Origin of the sequence: Burkholderia sp. Bp9142 (assembly GCF_003853415.1) — a bacterium.
In the GTDB taxonomy this organism is placed as follows: Bacteria; Pseudomonadota; Gammaproteobacteria; order Burkholderiales; family Burkholderiaceae; genus Burkholderia.
The window spans coordinates 19,376-37,669 of record NZ_QTPP01000029.1 but is presented as its reverse complement, the minus strand read 5'-3'; the positions used below and the strand labels follow the sequence as shown (position 1 = coordinate 37,669).

General features: G+C 69.6%; 14 protein-coding genes. 5 read left to right on the top strand and 9 right to left on the bottom strand.

The features are described from left to right. Window positions 1-88: 88 nt before the first annotated feature. The 3 genes from DIE22_RS26785 to DIE22_RS26775 form a co-directional block, all read right to left on the bottom strand. Entirely contained in the window at window positions 89-772 is a 684-nt protein-coding gene (locus tag DIE22_RS26785) for an HAD family hydrolase (protein WP_124500436.1), read from the bottom strand. 94 nt (window positions 773-866) lie between these two features. After that, window positions 867-2,276 carry an argininosuccinate lyase gene (gene argH / locus DIE22_RS26780; protein ID WP_059701917.1) on the bottom strand — a complete coding sequence of 470 codons (1,410 nt, stop codon included), beginning with the start codon at window positions 2,274-2,276 and terminating at the stop codon, window positions 867-869. A gap of 138 nt (window positions 2,277-2,414) precedes the next feature. Then, on the bottom strand, window positions 2,415-3,224 hold the full coding sequence (locus DIE22_RS26775; protein WP_124500437.1) for a helix-turn-helix transcriptional regulator: 810 nt from the start codon (window positions 3,222-3,224) through the stop codon (window positions 2,415-2,417). Between the two features lie 183 nt (window positions 3,225-3,407). Between DIE22_RS26775 and DIE22_RS26770 the strand changes: the two genes are divergently transcribed. Further along, window positions 3,408-4,160, top strand: a complete 753-nt coding sequence (locus DIE22_RS26770) for a class I SAM-dependent methyltransferase (protein ID WP_124500438.1) — start codon at window positions 3,408-3,410, stop codon at window positions 4,158-4,160. 129 nt (window positions 4,161-4,289) lie between these two features. On the opposite strand, the gene ppc is transcribed toward DIE22_RS26770, so the two are convergent. Beyond that, complete coding sequence (gene ppc, locus DIE22_RS26765) at window positions 4,290-7,295, bottom strand: phosphoenolpyruvate carboxylase (RefSeq protein ID WP_124500439.1); 3,006 nt, start codon at window positions 7,293-7,295, stop codon at window positions 4,290-4,292. A 218-nt stretch (window positions 7,296-7,513) separates the two neighbouring features. On the opposite strand from ppc, the gene hemC reads away from it, so the two are divergent. Genes hemC through DIE22_RS26750 form a run of 3 tightly spaced genes read left to right on the top strand, consistent with a single transcriptional unit; the run spans window position 7,514 to window position 11,675 of the window. Beyond that, window positions 7,514-8,515 carry a hydroxymethylbilane synthase gene (gene hemC, locus DIE22_RS26760; RefSeq protein ID WP_124500440.1) on the top strand — a complete coding sequence of 334 codons (1,002 nt, stop codon included), beginning with the start codon at window positions 7,514-7,516 and terminating at the stop codon, window positions 8,513-8,515. Next, on the top strand, window positions 8,515-10,485 hold the full coding sequence (hemDX, locus tag DIE22_RS26755; RefSeq protein ID WP_124606480.1) for a fused uroporphyrinogen-III synthase HemD/membrane protein HemX: 1,971 nt from the start codon (window positions 8,515-8,517) through the stop codon (window positions 10,483-10,485). Before hemC ends, hemDX begins: the two co-directional genes overlap by 1 nt. Before the next feature lie 2 nt (window positions 10,486-10,487). After that, entirely contained in the window at window positions 10,488-11,675 is a 1,188-nt protein-coding gene (locus DIE22_RS26750) for a heme biosynthesis protein HemY (protein ID WP_124500442.1), read from the top strand. Window positions 11,676-11,798: 123 nt separating this feature from the next. Here the strand turns inward: DIE22_RS26750 and DIE22_RS26745 are convergent, their stop codons facing one another. The 3 genes from DIE22_RS26745 to DIE22_RS26735 all read right to left on the bottom strand — a co-directional run bounded on the left by DIE22_RS26745 (window position 11,799) and on the right by DIE22_RS26735 (window position 15,518). Then, a complete protein-coding gene (locus DIE22_RS26745) occupies window positions 11,799-13,103 on the bottom strand; it encodes an MFS transporter (RefSeq protein WP_124500443.1) in 1,305 nt (434 codons plus the stop codon). Window positions 13,104-13,244: 141 nt separating this feature from the next. Further along, a complete protein-coding gene (locus DIE22_RS26740) occupies window positions 13,245-14,003 on the bottom strand; it encodes an SDR family oxidoreductase (RefSeq protein ID WP_124500444.1) in 759 nt (252 codons plus the stop codon). A 75-nt stretch (window positions 14,004-14,078) separates the two neighbouring features. Further along, on the bottom strand, window positions 14,079-15,518 hold the full coding sequence (locus DIE22_RS26735) for an aldehyde dehydrogenase family protein (protein ID WP_124500445.1): 1,440 nt from the start codon (window positions 15,516-15,518) through the stop codon (window positions 14,079-14,081). 249 nt (window positions 15,519-15,767) lie between these two features. Between DIE22_RS26735 and ppa the strand changes: the two genes are divergently transcribed. Beyond that, window positions 15,768-16,295 carry an inorganic diphosphatase gene (ppa, locus tag DIE22_RS26730; protein WP_011885693.1) on the top strand — a complete coding sequence of 176 codons (528 nt, stop codon included), beginning with the start codon at window positions 15,768-15,770 and terminating at the stop codon, window positions 16,293-16,295. Window positions 16,296-16,351: 56 nt separating this feature from the next. Here ppa and DIE22_RS26725 read toward each other — a convergent pair whose 3' ends face one another. Together DIE22_RS26725 and DIE22_RS26720 are read right to left on the bottom strand one after the other, a co-directional pair. Beyond that, window positions 16,352-17,197: a GIY-YIG nuclease family protein gene (locus tag DIE22_RS26725; RefSeq protein ID WP_124606479.1), complete on the bottom strand. Its 846-nt coding sequence runs from the start codon at window positions 17,195-17,197 to the stop codon at window positions 16,352-16,354. Between the two features lie 49 nt (window positions 17,198-17,246). Continuing rightward, the gene (locus tag DIE22_RS26720) at window positions 17,247-18,281 is read right to left on the bottom strand and encodes an AraC family transcriptional regulator (RefSeq protein WP_124606478.1); all 1,035 of its coding nucleotides are present in this window, start codon (window positions 18,279-18,281) and stop codon (window positions 17,247-17,249) included. Window positions 18,282-18,294 lie beyond the last annotated feature (13 nt).

The window sequence follows — 18,294 nt, the reverse complement described above, 5'->3', positions numbered from 1 at the left end:
CGCGACGCCGGCGTTCCGGCGCGGCAACGCGAAACGGGCACCGACGGTGCCCGTTTGCTTTTGGCGTGTCGCGTGCCGCGTGCGGCGGCTACGCGGGTTGCTGCGTGTCCAGACGGCCGAACCACGACGGCACGAGCGCGACGGCATCGTCGAGCGACCCGAGCACGTGCAGGCTCAGCGCGACGATCTCGGGCGTCGGCGCCTTCAGGTCCGGCACGGTGACGACCGATGCGCCGGCGCCGGCGGCCGACTGCGCGCCGAAGTCACTGTCCTCGAACGCGACGCACGCGTGCGCCGGCACGCCGAGGCGTTCGGCCGCGAGCCGGTAGACGGCCGGGTCGGGTTTGCCGCGCGCGACTTCGTCGCCGCCCGCGATCGCGCGGAAGAACGGCAGCACGCCGACCGCGTCGAGCCGCGCACGGATCACGTCGCGGGCGGACGACGACGCGACCGCGCACGGGATGCCGGCCTGCGCGAGCGCCTCGAGCAGCGCAAGCGCACCGGACTTCAGCGGAAATTTCGGATGGGGTTCGGGCGCCGCGAGCTGCTCGCGCACGCGGATGCGCACGGCGTCGAACGTGTCGGCGTCGCCGATCAGCCGCGCGAGAATGACCTGGCCTTCGGCGAACGAGCGGCCGACGATCTGCAGGTAGTCGATCTCGGTCAGCACGACGCCGTGTGCGTTCGACACGTCGATCCACGTGTTCATGATGGTCCGCTCGGAATCGACGAGCAGGCCGTCCATGTCGAAGAGCGCGGCGGAGAAGGTCATCGGCGGTATCCGGAAAGCGGGGAAGGCGATGGGCGGCACAGCGGCCGCCCGAATGAAAAACGGACGCCGAAGGCGTCCGTCCGTGACGACAGGCTTACTTGCCGAGCGCGGCGCGGGCGGCCTTGACGGCCGCACGCACTTGATCGGGCGCGGTGCCGCCCGGGTGGTTGCGGCTTGCGACCGAACCTTCGAGCGTCAGGTAGCCGAACACGTCGTCGCCGATCAGGTGCGCGACGTTCGGCAGTTCCTGCTTCATTTCGTCGAGCGTCAGGTCGGCGAGGTCGATCCCGCGGTCGTCGCAGATCCGCACCGCGTGCGCGACGGCTTCGTGCGCATCGCGGAACGGCAGCCCGCGCTTCACGAGGTAGTCGGCGAGGTCGGTGGCGGTCGAGAAGCCCTGCAGCGCGGCCGCGCGCATCGCGTCCGGCTTCACGGTGATGCCCGCGACCATCTCGGCGAAGATCCGCAGCGTGTCGGCGACGGTGTCGACCGTGTCGAACAGCGGTTCCTTGTCTTCCTGGTTGTCCTTGTTGTACGCGAGCGGCTGGCCCTTCATCAGCGTGAGGAGCGCCATCAGGTGGCCGTTTACGCGGCCCGTCTTGCCGCGCGCGAGCTCGGGCACGTCCGGGTTCTTCTTCTGCGGCATGATCGAGCTGCCGGTGCAGAAGCGGTCGGCGATGTCGATGAAGCCGACGCGCGGGCTCATCCACAGCACGAGTTCCTCGGAGAAACGCGACACGTGCGTCATCACGAGCGCGGATGCCGCCGTGAATTCGATCGCGAAGTCGCGATCCGACACCGCGTCGAGCGAGTTCGCGCAGATGCCGTCGAAGCCGAGCGTCTTCGCCACCGCGTGACGGTCGATCGGGTAGCTGGTGCCGGCGAGCGCGGCCGCGCCGAGCGGCAGGCGGTTCACACGGGTGCGGCAGTCGCGCATGCGCTCGGCGTCGCGCGTGAACATCTCGACATACGCGAGCAGGTGGTGGCCGAACGTGACCGGCTGCGCGACCTGCAGGTGCGTGAAGCCCGGCATGATCGTGTCCGCGTTCTGCTCCGCGAGGTCGATCAGCGCGCCGCGCAGGTCGTTCAGCAGGCCGCCGATGCGGTCGATCTCGCCGCGCAGCCACAGACGGATGTCGGTCGCGACCTGGTCGTTGCGCGAGCGGCCCGTGTGCAGGCGCTTGCCGGCATCGCCGATCAGCGCGGTCAGGCGCGCCTCGATGTTCAGGTGGACGTCCTCGAGATCCAGCTGCCATTCGAATTCGCCGCGCTCGATCTCGCCCTTGATCTGCGTCATCCCGCGTTCGATCGCGGCGAGGTCGTCGGCGCTGATGATCTTCTGCGCCGCGAGCATGCTCGCGTGCGCGAGCGAGCCGGCGATGTCGACGAGCGCGAGGCGCTTGTCGAAAAACACCGACGACGTGTAGCGCTTGACCAGCTCCGACATCGGTTCCGAGAAGCGGGCCGACCAGGCCTCGCCCTTTTTGTGCAGTTGGGACGTCATGGCGATTCTTCGAAGGGGAGTTGGGCGGCGTGCGCCGCCGAGGGAATCCTTGAATTCTAACATTCGCGCGGCTGGCCGCCGGCCCTCGCCGGCGCGGGCCGGCCGTGGCGCCGGTTTCCTTGTCGGCGGGAACCGGCGTCAGTCGCGCACGAGCACGACCAGCTTCAGGTCCTCGCGATGTGCGGGCTTCAGCGTGATCTGCTGGTACACGACGCGGCCGTCGGCCGGATGGTCGAATTCCCGCAGGCCGCCTTCGCGCTCGAACACGTCCTGCGACGCCCAGTACTGCGCGAATGCATCGCTGCCGGCCATCAGCGCGTCGATCAGCGCGCGGGTCGGCGCGTCGGCGAGGTGGCGGATCGAGTCGGCGCGGAATTCGGCCGCGAGCCGGCGCGCGCGGGTTTCCCAGTCGACGATCAGCGTGCGCGCGGCCGGCGCCATGAACGTGAAGCGCAGCAGGTTGCGGTCGTGCTCGCCGTCGAGCCAGCCCGTGAGCAGCGCGGCGGCCGGCGCATTCCAGGCGAGCGCGTTCCATTGCCGGTCGAGCACATAAGCCGGCGTCGCGATCGCGGCGACGGTCGCCGCGAGCGTCGGCGGCAGGTCGCCGGCCGCGACGTCGGGCTCGGCCGGATCGCGCTGCGCGGCCAGCTCGAACAGGTACGCGCGCTCGGCCTTCGACAACTGCAGTGCGACGGCGATCCGCGCGAGCGCGTCGGCCGACGCCGACACCGGGCGGCCCTGCTCGATCCACGTGTACCAGGTCGGGCTGACGCCGCACAGCTGCGCGACTTCCTCGCGGCGCAGCCCCGGTGTGCGGCGGCGCGGGCCGGGCGGCAGGCCGACGGCCTGCGGCGACAGCCGTTCGCGGTGCGCGCGGATGAATTCACCGAGCGCGCGGGCGGGTGTGGCGTCGAGCGGCGGGGTGGGGGCGGAGGACGGCTGGTTCATGCGGAAAACGGCTGAAACGACAAAAAGGGGCGCGGGATGCGCGGCGAGGACCGGGTCAGCGATCAGGCAGGTGTAACAAATACCAGAATAACTGCTTAACTTGTACTGGTACAAGCGCGGCCCTATTGTAGCGATTCGCGCGCTGGCAGGCAGCGCGCGCCCCACCCAAGGAAGGAGCCAACGATGAAACACCACGACCAGGTCGCCGACGCATTCGGCACGACGGCCGCCGCCTACCTGACGAGCACGGTCCACGCGACGGGCGCCGATCTGCAGGCACTGGCCGACGCCGTTCGCGCGACGCCCGATGGCGCGGTGCTCGATCTCGGCTGCGGCGCGGGCCACGCGAGCTTCGCGGTCGCGCCGCACGTGCGCGACGTGGTCGCCTACGATCTCGCCGCGCCGATGCTCGCGACCGTCGACGCCGCCGCGCGCGAGCGCGGGCACGCGAACATCCGCACGCAGCAGGGCCCGGCCGAGCGGCTGCCGTTCGACGCGGGCACCTTCGACTGGGTGGTCAGCCGGATGAGTGCGCACCACTGGCACGACGTGCGCGCGGCGCTTGCCGAGGTGCGGCGCGTGCTGAAGCCGGGCGGCCGCGTGCTGATGATCGACATCGCGGGCAACGACCATCCGCTGCTCGACACGTATCTGCAAGCCGCGGAAGTGCTGCGCGACGCGTCGCACGTGCGCGATTACCGCGCCGACGAATGGCTCGCGATGTTTCGCGGTGCCGGTTTCGACGCGCACGTGCAGAGCCGCTGGCGCCTGCCGATCGATTTCGATACGTGGGTCGAGCGGATCCGCACGCCGGCCGACAGCGTCGCGGGCATCCGCGCGCTGTGGGCGCATGCGCCCGACGAGGTGCGCGGCTACTACGCGGTGCAGCCGGATGGATCGTTCGAGCACGATGCGTTGCTGATCGACGCGCAGTGAGCACGCGGCGCGTCGGCCGGTGCCTTCGCGCCTCCCGATGAAAAAAGCCGCGATACGCGTGAATTGCGTATCGCGGCTTTCGTTTCGCGATGCCGGCGCGGAGCGGGGCAGGCTCGCGCCGCGCGCGGATCAGCCCGTGTTGCGCAGGCCGGCCGCGATCCCGTTGATGGTCAGGTGAATCCCGCGGCGCAGCCGCGCGTTCGTGTCCCCCGCGCGGTGACGCTTGATCAGCTCGACCTGCAGGTGGTTCAGCGGATCGAGATACGGGAAGCGGTTCTTGATCGAGCGCGCGAGCAGCGGGTTGGTCGCGAGGCGGCCTTCGTGCCCGGTGATTTCCGCGAGCGCCTGCGCCGTGCGCTCCCATTCCGCGACGATCCGCTCGAACACGTGCTTGCGCAGCTTGCGGTCGGCGACCAGCTGCGCGTAGCGCGACGCGACCGCGAGATCGGTCTTCGCGAGCACCATGTCCATGTTCGACAGCAGGTTCGCGAAGAACGGCCAGGTCTTGTTCATCTTCTTGAGCAGCGTCACGCGCTTCGTGCGTTCGGCCGCGTCCTGCGCGCCGTCGAGATACGCGCTCACCGCGCTGCCGAAGCCGTACCAGCCCGTCAGCAGCAGCCGGCACTGACCCCACGAGAAGCCCCACGGAATCGCGCGCAGGTCCTCGATCTTGCGCTGCTTCGGATCCTGCAGCTTGCGCGAGGCCGGGCGGCTGCCGATGTTCAGCTCGGCGATCTCGGTGATCGGCGTCGACGAGAAGAAGTAGTCGGTGAAGCCGGGCGTTTCATAGACGAGCGCGCGATACGACGCCATCGCGGCGTCCGACAGCGTCTGCATCGCGGCTTCGAACGCGGGCAGTTGCGCGGGCGCGTTCGACTGCGGCAGCAGCGATGCCTCGAGCGTCGCGGCGACCACCGTCTCGAGGTTGCGCCGGCCGATCTCGGGGTTCGCGAACTTGCTCGCGATCACCTCGCCCTGTTCGGTCAGGCGGATCTGGCCGTTCACGGTGCCGGGCGGCTGCGACAGGATCGCCTGGTAGGTCGGGCCGCCGCCGCGGCCGACCGTGCCGCCGCGGCCGTGGAACAGCCGCAGCGTGATCTTGCGGTCGCGGAACAGGTCGACGAGCGCGAGTTCGGCGCGATACAGCTCCCAGTTCGACGTCAGGAAGCCGCCGTCCTTGTTGCTGTCCGAGTAGCCGAGCATCACTTCCTGCTCGGCGCCCTGGTGCGCGATCAGCGCGTCGACGCCCGGCAGCGCGAAGTATTCGCGCATGATGCGCGCGGCGTCGCGCAGGTCGGGGATCGTCTCGAACAGCGGGATCACCATCAGGCCGTTGCGCGCGCCGTCATGGGCGGCGCCGAGCGCGCCTTCGAGCAGCCCGGTTTCCTTCTGCAGCAGCAGCACTTCGACGAGGTCGCTGACCGTCTCGGTGTGCGAAATGATGTAGTTGCGCACCGCACGCGCGCCGAACTGCGCACGCACTTCGCGCGCCTTCTCGAACACACCCAGCTCGCTTTGCGCGAGCGCCGAGTATTCGATGTACGGCGAGCGCAGCGGGCGCGGATCGGCGAGTGCGGCGAGCAGCACGCGCAGCTTGTCTTCCTCGGCGAGTGCCGCGTAGTCGGCCTCGACGCCCGCACGCGCGAACAGCTCGGCGACCACGGCTTCGTGGATGTCGGAGCTCTGGCGCAGGTCGATGCTCGCGAGGTGGAAGCCGAACACCTCGGCCGCGCGCACGAGCGGCGTGAGGCGCGGCGCGGCGAGCGACGCGCCGTGGTGCGCTTCGAGCGATGCGGTCAGCACCTTCAGGTCGGCGACGAACGCTTCGGAATCCGCATATGGAATCGCCCGCACGGGCGGCGCGCCGCGGCCGGCGCTGCGCACCGGCACCGTGCCTTCGCCCAGACGCACGCGCGCGCTCGCGGCGAGCCGCGTGTAGATGCCGATCAGCGCGCGGCGATACGGCTCGTCGACGCGGTGCGGCGACTGGTCGGGCGATGCGGCGGCGAGTGCCTTCACCGCATCGTTCGCACCGACCAGCAGGTTCGACACCGACAGCTCGGCGCCGAGCTTGTGCACCTGTTCCAGATAGTGTTCGAAGATCACCGCGGCCTGGCGGTTGATCGCTTCGTCGAGCGTCGGGGCGGTCACGTTCGGGTTGCCGTCGCGATCGCCGCCGATCCAGCTGCCCATCTGGAAGAATGCGGGCACGCGCGCGGACAGGCCGTGTTCGGCAAGCGCGGCCTCGATGTCGCCGTACAGCGCCGGCAGTTCGTCGAGGAACGTCGCGCGGTAGTACGACAGCGCGTTCTCGATCTCGTCGCCGACCGTCAGGCGCGAGTCGCGCAGCATGCGGGTCTGCCACAGCGCGGTCACGCGCGCGCGCAGCATCGATTCGTTGTACGAGCGTTCGCGCGCCGTCAGCGGCTGGTCGCGTTCGGCGAGCAGGCGCGCGATGTCGTGCTGCGCGTCGAGGATGCTCTTGCGCTGCACTTCGGTCGGGTGCGCGGTCAGCACCGGCACGATCAGCGCATCGTCGAAGAAGCGCTGCAGCAGGCGCTTGGACGCGTTGCCGGTCGTCTTCAGCTGTTCGAGCGCGTACGCGACGGTGCCGGGCTGCGGTGCGGAGCCGGCCAGCGCGTGGATGCGGCGGCGGCGGTTGTGGTGGCGGTCTTCCGCGATGTTCGCGAGGTGCGAGAAATAGCTGAACGCGCGCACGACGCTCACGGTCTGCTCCGGGGTCAGCTTGCGCAGCTTCTTCTCGAGCGTCTGCGCGGCTTCGCTGTCGTCCTCGCGGCGAAACTTCACCGCGGTCTGGCGAATCGTTTCGACGACGTCGAACACGGTGTCGCCTTCCTGTTCGCGCACGACGTCGCCGAGCAGGCGGCCGAGGAAGCGGATGTCCTCGAACAGCGGGCCGTCCTTGTCCTCGCGCGTGCGCGTGCCGGGCTTCGCCGCGCGGGCGGCCGGGCCGGCGGTCTTGATCGCGCGTTTCGTCTGACGTATCGGGTCTTTCGGTTTCGTTGCCGTTTTCGCACGGCCGTTCGCGGCGGTGGCGACGGTGCCCGTCTGGGCGTCGGGGGAGGGCAAGGCAGCATTGCGGCGCGCCGTACGCGCCGATCCGGAAGACTTCACGATGGGTTTCCTTGGGAAAGCTCGAGTCAAAAAGGGACTGCGGGGACTACGGAAACTACGGGAACTGCGGTCAAGCAACCAGCTACGTGCGGCACATCCGCGCATCGGTGTCGCCGCCCGCGCCGAAGCGCGGCGGGCGCAGGCTCCGGGCCCGGGCGGGCTGGGGCGTGCGTGCTACCATTGTTCGATCTTCAATCCCGTCCTTCGATGTTCCAGCAATGAATTCCGAGACCTTTTCGGCCGGGCCGCGATCGGCACAAGCCCCTGCAACGCTGACGATTGCTTCGCGCGAAAGCCGCCTGGCGATGTGGCAAGCCGAACACGTGCGTGATGCGCTGCGCAAATTATATCCAGCTTGTGACGTGAAAATCCTCGGGATGACGACCCGTGGCGATCAGATTCTCGATCGTACGCTGTCGAAGGTCGGCGGCAAGGGCCTGTTCGTGAAGGAGCTGGAGAATGCGCTCGCCGACGGCCGCGCCGACCTGGCCGTGCATTCGCTGAAGGACGTGCCGATGGCGCTGCCCGACGGCTTCGCGCTCGCCGCGATCATGGAGCGCGAGGATCCGCGCGACGCGTTCGTGTCGAACGATTACGCATCGCTCGACGCGCTGCCCGCCGGCGCCGTCGTCGGCACGTCGAGCCTGCGCCGCGAGGCGATGCTGCGCGCGCGCTATCCGCACCTGAACGTGCTGCCGCTGCGCGGCAATCTCGACACGCGCCTGTCGAAGCTCGATCGCGGCGACTACGCGGCGATCATCCTCGCGGCAGCGGGCCTGAAGCGCCTCGGTCTCGACGCGCGCATCCGTGCACTGATCGACGTCGAGGACAGCCCGCCGGCCGCCGGCCAGGGCGCGCTCGGCATCGAGATCGCCGCGCGCCGCACGGACGTCGCCGCGTGGCTCGCGCCGCTGCACGACCCGCGGACCGCGCTCGCGGTCGAGGCCGAGCGGATGGTGTCGCGCGCGCTCGGCGGCAGCTGCGAGGTGCCGCTCGCCGCGCACGCGGTGTGGCGAGCGGGCGAGCTGTACCTGACGGGCCGCGTGTCGACGACCGACGGCCAGCGCGTGCTGACCGCCGAGGAGTGCGGCGCCGTCATGACCGTTGCCGACGCGCTCGCGCTCGGCCGCGCGGTGTCCGACGAACTCGAGGCGCAGGGCGCGCTCGACATCGTCAATGCACTGCTCGCCGGCTCGCAGGCCGGCAAGGGCGACGCCTGATGGCGAGCGGCGCGCGCGCGTTCACCGCCGTCCTGACGCGCCCGGACGGCCAGTCGGCCGCGCTTGCGGCCCAGCTGGCCGAGGCTGGTTGCGACGTGCTCGAATTCCCGCTGATCGACATCGCGCCGCTCGACGATCCGGCGCCGCTCGACGCCGCGTTCGCGGCGCTTGGGCGTTATGCGCTCGTGATCTTCGTGTCGCCGAACGCGATCGACCGCGCGCTCGCGCAGTACGGCGCGATCTGGCCGAATGCGCTGCCGGTCGGCGTGGTCGGCCCCGGCAGCGTCGCGGCGCTCGAGCGCCACGGGATCGCGGCGCCCGCGCATCGCGTGATCGCGCCGCAGGCGCCCGCCGACGGCGGCGCCCCGCATTACGATTCGGAAAACCTGTTCGCGAGCATCGAGGCCGCGTTCGGCGGCGCGCAGGCGCTCGCGGCCAAGCGCGTGCTGATCGTGCGCGGCGACGGTGGGCGCGAATGGCTCGCCGAGCGGCTGCGCGAAGCCGGCGCGGACGTCACGCTGGTCGCCGCGTACCGGCGCGTCGTGCCCGAGCCGCGCATCGTCGCATGGGAGCGCGTGCATGCGCTGCTCGCCGGCGCGCCGCACGCGTGGCTCGTCACGAGTTCGGAAGGCGTGCGCAACCTGCACGAACTCGCGCGCGCGCACCTGAACGACGCCGAGATCGAGGCGCTGAAGCATGCGCCGCTCGTGACACCGCACCCGCGCATCGAGCAGACCGCGCGCGCATTGGGTTTTGATAGGATTACGCTGACCGGCGCGGGCGATGAGCGCATCGTCCGCGCGTTTCGAACGATGGCCGACGAGGCCGTCCAACCGGCGACAGCCGCACCGGTGACTAAACGCATGACAGATACCAACGATTCCAAAAGCGTCGCTTCCCAGCCGGCCGCTGCATCCGCACCGCCGTCCCGTCCTGCCTATATGGGCGCCGAACCGCCCGCGCGCCGCGGCGGCAGCGCGGCGCTGTGGTTCGTCGTCGTCGTGCTCGGCTGCGCGGCGGGCGTTGGCGGCTACGCGCTGAACCGCAAGGTCGACCGGCTCGACGACACGTTCGTCGCGCGCCAGAAGGCGCTCGACGCGCAAACGGCCGAGACCCGCATGAAGACCGAGCAGGCGCTCGCGGGCACGCACCAGGTCGACACGCAGCTCGCGCAGCTCGACGGCAAGCTCGCCGATGCGCAGAGCGCACAGCAGGCGCTGCAGCAGCAATACCAGGACCTGTCGCGCAACCGCGATGCCTGGATGCTCGAGGAAGTCGACCAGATGCTGTCGGGCGCGAGCCAGCAGCTGCAGCTGACCGGCAACACGCAGCTCGCGCTGATCGCGCTGCAGAATGCCGATGCGCGTCTCGCGACGTCGCAGAGCGCGCAGGCCGTCACGGTGCGCAAGGCGCTCGCGCAGGACATCGAGAAGCTGAAGGCCGCACCGTCGGCCGACCTCACGGGCCTCGCGATCAAGCTCGACGACGCGATCGCGAAGATCGACGCGCTGCCGCTGTCGGGCGAGGCGATCGTCCCGCACGCGGCGCCGAAGGCCGCGCCGGCCGACGCCGCCTCGCCGGTCGCAGCGGATACGCCGCGCTGGAAGGTGTGGTGGCATGACTTCTCGGCCGGGCTCGGCCAGCAGTTGAAGGGCCTCGTGCAGGTGCGCCGGATCGACAATGCCGACGCGATGCTCGCATCGCCCGACCAGGGCTACTTCGTGCGCGAGAACGTGAAGCTGCGCCTGCTCACCGCGCGGCTGTCCCTGCTCGCGCGCAACGACGGCGCGATGAAGGCCGACCTGCACGCCGCGCAGGCGTCGCTCGGCAAGTATTTCGACCAGGCATCGAAGGACACGCAATCCGTCGAGGATCTGCTCAAGCAGGTCGACGGCGCATCGCTGACGGTCGCGGTGCCGGACCTGAACACGAGCCTGAACGCCGTTCAGCAGTTCAAGAGCCGGGGGTAACGATGACGCTTCGAGGAATCGTCTGGCTCGCGATCCTGTTCGCGATCGCCGCGGCACTCGCCACCGTCGGCCGTTTCGACGCGGGACAGGTGCTGCTCGTCTATCCGCCGTACCGGATCGACGTGTCGCTGAACCTGTTCGTGATCGCCATCGTCGTGCTGTTCATCGTCGTGTACGCGCTGCTGCGCATCGTGCGCAACATCTGGCGCATGCCGCAGCGGGTCGCCGCGTATCGCGCGCGTTCACGCAACGAGAAGGCCCAGGCGTCGCTGCGCGATGCGATCGCGAACCTGTACGCGGGCCGCTTCTCGCGCGCCGAGAAGGCCGCGCGCGACGCGCTCGCGGTCGATGCGAACCAGGGCGCCGCGAGTCTCGTCGCGGCGACCGCCGCGCACCGGATGCACGAGTACACGCGTCGCGACGACTGGCTGTCGAAGGTCGACGCGCCCGAATGGCAGGATGCCCGGCTGCTCGCCGCGGCCGACATGCGCGCGGATGCACGCGATGCGGACGGCGCGCTCGCCGCGCTGGCCGACCTGCAGGCGGGCGGCAAGCGCATCCATGCGCAGCAGGTCGCCCTGCGCGCGCAGCAGCAACTGAAGAACTGGGCCGAGGTGCTGAAGCTCGCGAAGGCGCTCGAGAAGCGCGAGGCGCTGCATCCGGCCGCGGCCGTCCGGCTGCGCCAGCAGGCGGCGGAGAACCTGCTGCGCGAACGCCGGCACGACCCGGACGCGCTGCTCGAGGTGTGGCAGTCGCTGTCGCCGCTCGAGCGCCAGTCGCCGCGCCTCGCCGATCTCGCGGCCGACCTGCTGGTGCTGCTCGAGCGCCGCACCGAGGCGCGCCGCATCGTCGAGGAAGCGCTCGCGCACAACTGGGATGCGCGGCTGCTGCGCCGCTATCCGGATACCGCTGGCGGCGATGCGCTGCCGCTGATCCAGAAGGCCGAAGGGTGGAAGAAGGATCACCCGGACGATGCCGACCTGCTGTTCGCGCTCGGCCGTCTCTGCCAGCAGCAGCAGCTGTGGGGCAAGGCTCAGTCGTTCCTCGAGGCGGCGCTGAAGCAGGCCGACAACGAGGCGCTGAAGGTGCGTGCGCACCGTGCGCTCGCGCGCCTGTTCGAGCATCTCGGCGAAACCGACAAGGCGGCGAAGCACTACCGCGAAAGCGCGCTCGCGATCACCGTGGTCTGACGCGGCGGCGCTCGTGCGCCATACACGGAAATGCCCCGAACGCCGGATGGCCTTCGGGGCATTTTTTTGCTCGTCGAGGATCGGTCCGGCCGCCGTGCGGCCGGCGCATTCATGCGTCGTGCATCACTTGTCGACCAGCCGCTTCGGCACCGACAGCGCGAGCAGCCCGCCGAGCACGAGGAACGCGGCGAGCATATACATGCCCGCGTCGTTCGCGCCCGTCGCCTGTTTGAGCCAGCCCATCAGGTACGGGCTCAGGAAGCCCGCGAGGTTGCCGATCGAGTTGATCATCGCGATGCCGGCCGCGGCCGCCGCGCCGCCGAGGAATGCGGTCGGCAGGCTCCAGAACAGCGGCAGCGTCGTCAGGATGCCCATCGTCGCGAGCGTGAGGCCGAGCATCGCGAGCGCCGTCTGGTGCGCCCAGATCACCGACAGCACGAGCCCGAGCGCGCCGAACGCGGCCGGAATCGCAAGGTGCCAGCGTCGTTCGCGGCGCTTGTCCGCGCTGCGCGCGATCAGGATCATCGCGACCACCGCCGCCGCATACGGAACCGCGGACAGCAGGCCGATCATGAACGTGTCGGTCACGCCGGTCGCCTTGATGATCGTCGGCAGCCAGAAGCCGACGCCGTACAGCCCCATCACGAACGAGAAGTAGATGAGCGCCATCAGCCACACGCGCGGGCTCGACATCACCGCGCCGAGCGGCAGGTCTTCCTTGGTCGCTTCCTCCGCGTCGACGTTGCGCGCGAGCAGCGCCTTTTCCTCGTCGGTGAGCCATTTGGCCTTCGCGATCCGGTCGTCGAGCGCGAAGAACACGAGCACGCCGGCCAGCACCGACGGGATCCCTTCGAGCAGGAACAGCCATTGCCAGCCATGCCAGCCGCTCACGCCGTTGAACGCCTTCAGGATGAAGCCCGAGATCGGTCCGCCGATCACGCCGGACAGCGCGACGGCGGTCATGAAGAAGGTCGTCATCCGGCCGCGCCGGTGTGCGGGATACCAGTACGTGAGGTACAGGATCACGCCGGGAAAGAAGCCGGCTTCGGCGACGCCGAGCAGGAAGCGCATCACGTAGAACATCGCGGGTGTCGTGACGAACATCGTCAGGATCGAGATCACGCCCCACGTCGCCATGATGCGCGCGATCCAGACGCGCGCGCCGACCTTGTGCAGGATGATGTTGCTCGGGACTTCGAACAGGAAGTAGCCGAAGAAGAAGATCCCGGCGCCGAGCCCGTAGACGGTGTCGCTGAGATTCAGGTCGCTCGCCATCTGCAGCTTCGCGAAGCCGACGTTCACGCGGTCGAGATACGCGACCACGTAGCACAGCAGCAGGAGCGGCGTGAGCCGCCACGACACCTTGCGGTAGGTTGCTTCCTCGAATGCGCCGGACGAGCCCGGCAGCGACTGCGTCGATGTTGCCATGTTGTCTCCAATCCTTGTTTTGTCTTGTCATGGGCCGGCGCCGGCGCGTTGGCGCCCGATCCGGTGTCGTGCGAAGCAATGTCAATGCGTGGATGCGGTGCCGGCCGGCGCTGCCGGCGCGGCGCAAGCACGGTCGTGCGGCTAGATGCAGCGTCCGCCGTCGACTTCGAGGCAGACGCCGGTGATGAACTCGGCTTCGTCGGATGCGAGGTACAGGGCCGCGTTCGCGATGTCCTGCGGCGTCGAGAAGCGGCCGAGCGGAATCGTCGACAGGAACCGGCGGCGATTCTCCGGCGTGTCCTCGCAGCCCATGAACTCGGTCATCAGGCCCGTCTCGCCGAGCACCGGGTTGATGCAGTTCACGCGGATCCGGTCGGCGCCGAGCTCGGCCGCGAGCGACTTGCTCGCGGTGATCATCGCGCCCTTCGTGCTGTTGTACCAGACGAGGCCCGGGCGCGGCCGCACGCCGGCCGTCGACGCGACGTTCACGAACACGCCGCCGCCCTGCGTGCGGAAGTACGGGACGAAGGTCTGCACGCTCCAGAACAGGCTCTTCATGTTGACGGCGTACACGCGGTCGAACTCGGCTTCCGTCACGTCGAGCACCGGCTTGTTGCGGTGCGTGGTGCCGGCGTTGTTGACGACGATCTGCACCGCATGGAAATCGTCGAGCGCGGCCTGCAGCAGCGCGCGCCAGTCGGCGTCCTGCGACACGTCGCCCGCGACCGCGATCGCCTTGCCGCCCGCCAGCGCGATCTCGCTCGCGACGCGCTCGGCCGCCGCGCCGTTCAGGTCGTTGACGACGACGTTCGCGCCTTCGCGCGCATAGGTCTTCGCGATGCCTTCGCCGAAGCCCGAACCGCCGCCCGTGACGATGGCTGTCTTGCCGCTCAACCGCATGGTGTGTCTCCTGTGTTGGAAGAGTGCGTGGTGTTTCGGTGCGCGGCCGGTCGTCGCCGGCCGCGTTCAGCCAGTTCAGCCGTGCCGGATCGCGATCGTCTTCAGCGCGGTGAAGCCGTACAGCGCCTCGAAGCCTTTCTCGCGGCCATGGCCCGAGTGGCCGACGCCGCCGAACGGCAGCTCGACGCCGCCGCCCGCGCCGTAGTTGTTGATGAACACCTGGCCTGCGCGCAGGCGCCGCGCGAGGCGCAGCTGGCGTGCGCCGTCGCGGGTCCAGATGCCCGCGACGAGACCGTACGGCGTGCCGTTCGCGAGTTCGACCGCTTCGTCTTCGTCGACGAAACGCATCGCGGCGAGCACCGGGCCGAACACTTCCTCCTGCGCGAGCCGGTGCGACGGCGGCACGTCGCGCAGCAGCGCGGGGGCCTGGTAGAAGCCGCTTTCCGGCGCGTCGGCGACGACCTGGCCGTGCGCGGCCATCGGAATGCCGTCGTGCTGCGCGTCGGACAGGAAATCCCACACGCGTTGCTGCTGCTTCGCGTTGATCAGCGGGCCGCAGTCGAGATCCGCGCGGCTCGGGCCGACCCGCAGCCCGTTGAAGGCGGTGGCGAGCCGTTCGACGAGCGGCTCGTAGACCGCGCGCTCGATCAGCACGCGGCTGCCGGCCGAGCAGGTCTGCCCGCCGTTCTGCACGATCGCCGACACGAGCACGGGCAGCGCCGCATCGAGATCGGCGTCGGCGAACACGATCTGCGGCGACTTGCCGCCGAGCTCGAGCGTGACGGGCACGTGGTTCTCGGCGGCCATCTGCGTGACCAGCTTGCCGGTCGCGGGCGAGCCCGTAAACGAGATGTGGTCGATGCCGGGGTGGCGCGCGAGCGCGGCGCCTGCTTCATGGCCGTAGCCGGTGACGATATTCAGCGCACCGGCCGGCAGCCCGGCTTCGGCGGCCAGCTCGGCGACGCGCAGCACCGACAGGCACGCATCCTCGGCAGGCTTCACGACGCACGCATTGCCGGCCGCGAGTGCCGCGCCGACGCTGCGCCCGAAGATCTGCATCGGGTAGTTCCACGGCACGATGTGGCCGGTGACGCCGTGCGGCTCGCGCACGGTCAGCACCGTGTAGCCGGCTTGATAGGGGAGGGTCTCGCCGTGCAGCTTGTCGGCGGCGCCCGCGTAGAACTCGAAGTAGCGCGCGAGCGCGGCGGCGTCGGCGCGCGCCTGCTTCAGCGGCTTGCCGGTGTCGCGCGCCTCGATCGTCGCGAGTTCCTCCAGGCAATCGGCGATGCGCGCCGACAGCCGCATCAGCACGCGGCCGCGCTCGGCGGCGCTCGCCGCGCCCCACGGGCCCGCGAACGCGTCGCGGGCCGCGGCGACCGCGCGCTCGATGTCGGGCGCGGTGCCGCGCGCGATCGTCGCGAACGGCTGGCCGTCGGAGGGATCGACGACCGGAATCGTCTCCAGTTGCGCGGGCAACGTCCATTCGCCCGCGATGAAGTGCTTCGCTTCTTCCATGCCTGCTCCTGTCGACCCGAGTTAGCGCTTCAGCGCTTACTCGGGTCCCATGCTTCGCGGTCGACGTGCAACGCGGCCCTGTCGTTCGATGGTTCGGTGGCCGGACATCCGGAACGATTATCGCGCCGATCGTCATCCGGACGCCACCGGTCGATTGGCTATAATGGCGCATTCCCTGCGGGGACGCCCGCGGCGGTGCATCGGCCGCGGCGCCCTGTCCCGAATTCCCATCGACCAACAGAGAGCGCTATGAGCTTCAATCATGTTCCGGCCGGCAAGGACCTGCCGCACGATTTCAACGTGATCATCGAGATCCCCGCGCAAAGCGATCCGGTGAAGTACGAGGCGGACAAGGAGCTGGGTCTCCTCGTCGTCGACCGCTTCATCGGTACCGGCATGCGCTACCCGGTGAACTACGGCTACATCCCGCAGACGCTGTCGGGCGACGGCGATCCGGTCGACGTGCTGGTGATCACGCCGTTCCCGCTGCTGGCTGGCTCGATCGTGCGTTCGCGCGTGCTCGGCATGCTGCAGATGACCGATGAGTCGGGCGTCGACGCGAAGCTGGTCGCGGTGCCGCACGACAAGGTCTGCCCGATGACGGCGAACCTGAAGTCGATCGACGACGTGCCCGAGTACCTGAAGGATCAGATCAAGCACTTCTTCGAGCAGTACAAGGCGCTCGAGAAGGGCAAGTGGGTGAAGGTCGAAGGCTGGGCCGGCATCGATGCCGCGCACAAGGAAATCGCCGACGGCGCCGCGAACTACAAGAAGTAAGCCGGCTGGCCGGCCTCGCGGCCGGTTCGTTCGGAACGCAAACCGCGCGTGTCTCCTCAGGAGGCCGCGCGGTTTTGTTTTGTGCGCGGTGCGACGCGAGCGGCGGTTTTCTTGTGGGCGGGAGCGGGCACGGTGCCCGCATTCGGCGCGGCCTTCGCGCGTTTCGCGCCCGTTGCGCGGCGCGCGGGGGCAGGGGCGGCCTCGATGAGTTCGGCGGCGGCCTTTCTTGCCGACGGACGGCCGCGCGCTGGTGCGCAAGCGGCGGCGGGCTGGCCGCCGCTTGCCGGCGTTTTCCGTTTCGGCGCTGCGTTCGTGGCCGGCTTGTCCCGTTTTGCCGGCATGCCGGGCGAGGCGGTCTGTTTCCCTTCCGCGTCGTCCGCGGTCCTGGCACGCTTCGAGGCGGCAGGCGCGGCCTTTGCCGACTTTGGCGCCGTTGCGGCTCGTGCAGGCTTCGCGGTTTTCGTGGACCCGGACTTTTTTCCGGGAGTTCCGGTCTTCGCGGCTTTCCCGCCGGCCTCTTCAGTTTCGGCCGGCTGAGCCGCAATGTCGGCGCGCTTCGCCTTTACCTTCTTCTTTCCGCGTGTGCCGTCCTGCAGCCCGGCCGCCTCGACGTTCCCGTCGATCGACATCCCGGCCGGCAACACCGACTCGAGTGTCCGGATCCCGGCCGCCAGTTCACGCTTTTGCACGGCCGTGAGCCGCTTCACCCAGTACTCGGCACGCGATGCGATCGACCGGTCGGGCAGCGGGAACGACGCGAGCACCGCGCGCGGCTTGCGCGAGCGCGTGTAGCGCGCGCCCTTGCCGGAGGCGTGCTCGTCGAAGCGCGCGGCGACGTCGGTCGTGATGCCCGTGTAGACGCTGTCGTCGGCGCACTCGATCAGATACAGAAACCAGGACATGGGAAGGCGGCGGGATGCGAAGCCGTCAGTGTCTCAGAATTGGCGTGCGTCAACGCCACCGATCGCCGTGCCCGTCGCGAAAGCGGCTGGGCGCCGCGCCGAGTTCGCGCGTGAAGAAGCGCGTGAAGGCGCTCGTCGAACGGAACCCGACGCGCACGCCGATCTCGCCGACCGGCAATTGCGTATGCAGCAGCAGGTCGCGAGCCTCGCCGAGCCGTGCCTGCGCGACGAGCGCGTGAAAACCGACGGCTTCGCGATGCAGCCGCCGGCGCAGCGTCCAGCGCGACATCGCGAAGCGCGTGCACACGTGTTGCATCAGCGTGTCGGTTGGCACGTCGACGTCGTCGGCGCTGCGCAGCCAGTCGCGTACGCATTGCGCGACGGACGCGCCGAAGGTCGAGCGCATGCGCACGCGATCGCGCGCGGTGTCGGCCGCATGACGCTGGATCTCCGCGAGCGGCGCGTTGTAGCGCTCGAACGGCGTGTCGAAGTGCGCGGAGCGCAGCACGATGCGATTGCGCGCGGCATCGAACGACACCGGCGTGCCGAGCGTGTCGCGCAGCACGGCCGCGGGCGCGAACGCGCGGCCGGCAAATTCGGCGTCGTCGACGCGCACCCGTGGATCGTACAGGCGCGCCAGCGCGGCGAGGATCGCGAGGTTCGCGAACGCGCTGCTCCCGTGCCGGCCATCCCCTTCGTTCACGTATTCGAACGCGATCGCATCGCTGTGCTCGCGCGCAAGCACCCAGTCGACGTTGCCGATCAGCTCGCGATAGTGCACGTAACGACGCAGCGCGTCGCGCAGCGTGGCCGCGTTGCAGGTGACGCCGGCGAGCTCGGGAAACGGCACGAGCCACGATACGGCCTGCCGCGGCGGGCGAGGCCAGGACAGCGGCCAGCCGCTCGTCAGCCGCATCGCGGCGACGTGGCGGTCGCCGGCGATGCGGCGCGTGTCGTCGGCGAGCTCGGCCGGCCCGATGCCGAGCGCTTCGTAAAGCGGTGCGAGGTCGATGCCGTTCGCGCGCGCGTCTTCGCACAGCGCGCGGTAGATCCGGACGGATACCGATTTCTGTCGCAACTCCATGTCTGTCTCCCTG

Coding starts and splice junctions, on each gene's coding strand:
- DIE22_RS26785 (WP_124500436.1), bottom strand. CDS start 772: ATGACCTTCTCCGCCGCGCTCTTCGACATGGACGGCCTGCTCGTCGAT.
- argH (WP_059701917.1), bottom strand. CDS start 2,276: ATGACGTCCCAACTGCACAAAAAGGGCGAGGCCTGGTCGGCCCGCTTC.
- DIE22_RS26775 (WP_124500437.1), bottom strand. CDS start 3,224: ATGAACCAGCCGTCCTCCGCCCCCACCCCGCCGCTCGACGCCACACCC.
- DIE22_RS26770 (WP_124500438.1), top strand. CDS start 3,408: ATGAAACACCACGACCAGGTCGCCGACGCATTCGGCACGACGGCCGCC.
- hemC (WP_124500440.1), top strand. CDS start 7,514: ATGAATTCCGAGACCTTTTCGGCCGGGCCGCGATCGGCACAAGCCCCT.
- hemDX (WP_124606480.1), top strand. CDS start 8,515: ATGGCGAGCGGCGCGCGCGCGTTCACCGCCGTCCTGACGCGCCCGGAC.
- DIE22_RS26750 (WP_124500442.1), top strand. CDS start 10,488: ATGACGCTTCGAGGAATCGTCTGGCTCGCGATCCTGTTCGCGATCGCC.
- DIE22_RS26745 (WP_124500443.1), bottom strand. CDS start 13,103: ATGGCAACATCGACGCAGTCGCTGCCGGGCTCGTCCGGCGCATTCGAG.
- DIE22_RS26740 (WP_124500444.1), bottom strand. CDS start 14,003: ATGCGGTTGAGCGGCAAGACAGCCATCGTCACGGGCGGCGGTTCGGGC.
- DIE22_RS26735 (WP_124500445.1), bottom strand. CDS start 15,518: ATGGAAGAAGCGAAGCACTTCATCGCGGGCGAATGGACGTTGCCCGCG.
- ppa (WP_011885693.1), top strand. CDS start 15,768: ATGAGCTTCAATCATGTTCCGGCCGGCAAGGACCTGCCGCACGATTTC.
- DIE22_RS26725 (WP_124606479.1), bottom strand. CDS start 17,197: ATGTCCTGGTTTCTGTATCTGATCGAGTGCGCCGACGACAGCGTCTAC.
- DIE22_RS26720 (WP_124606478.1), bottom strand. CDS start 18,281: ATGGAGTTGCGACAGAAATCGGTATCCGTCCGGATCTACCGCGCGCTG.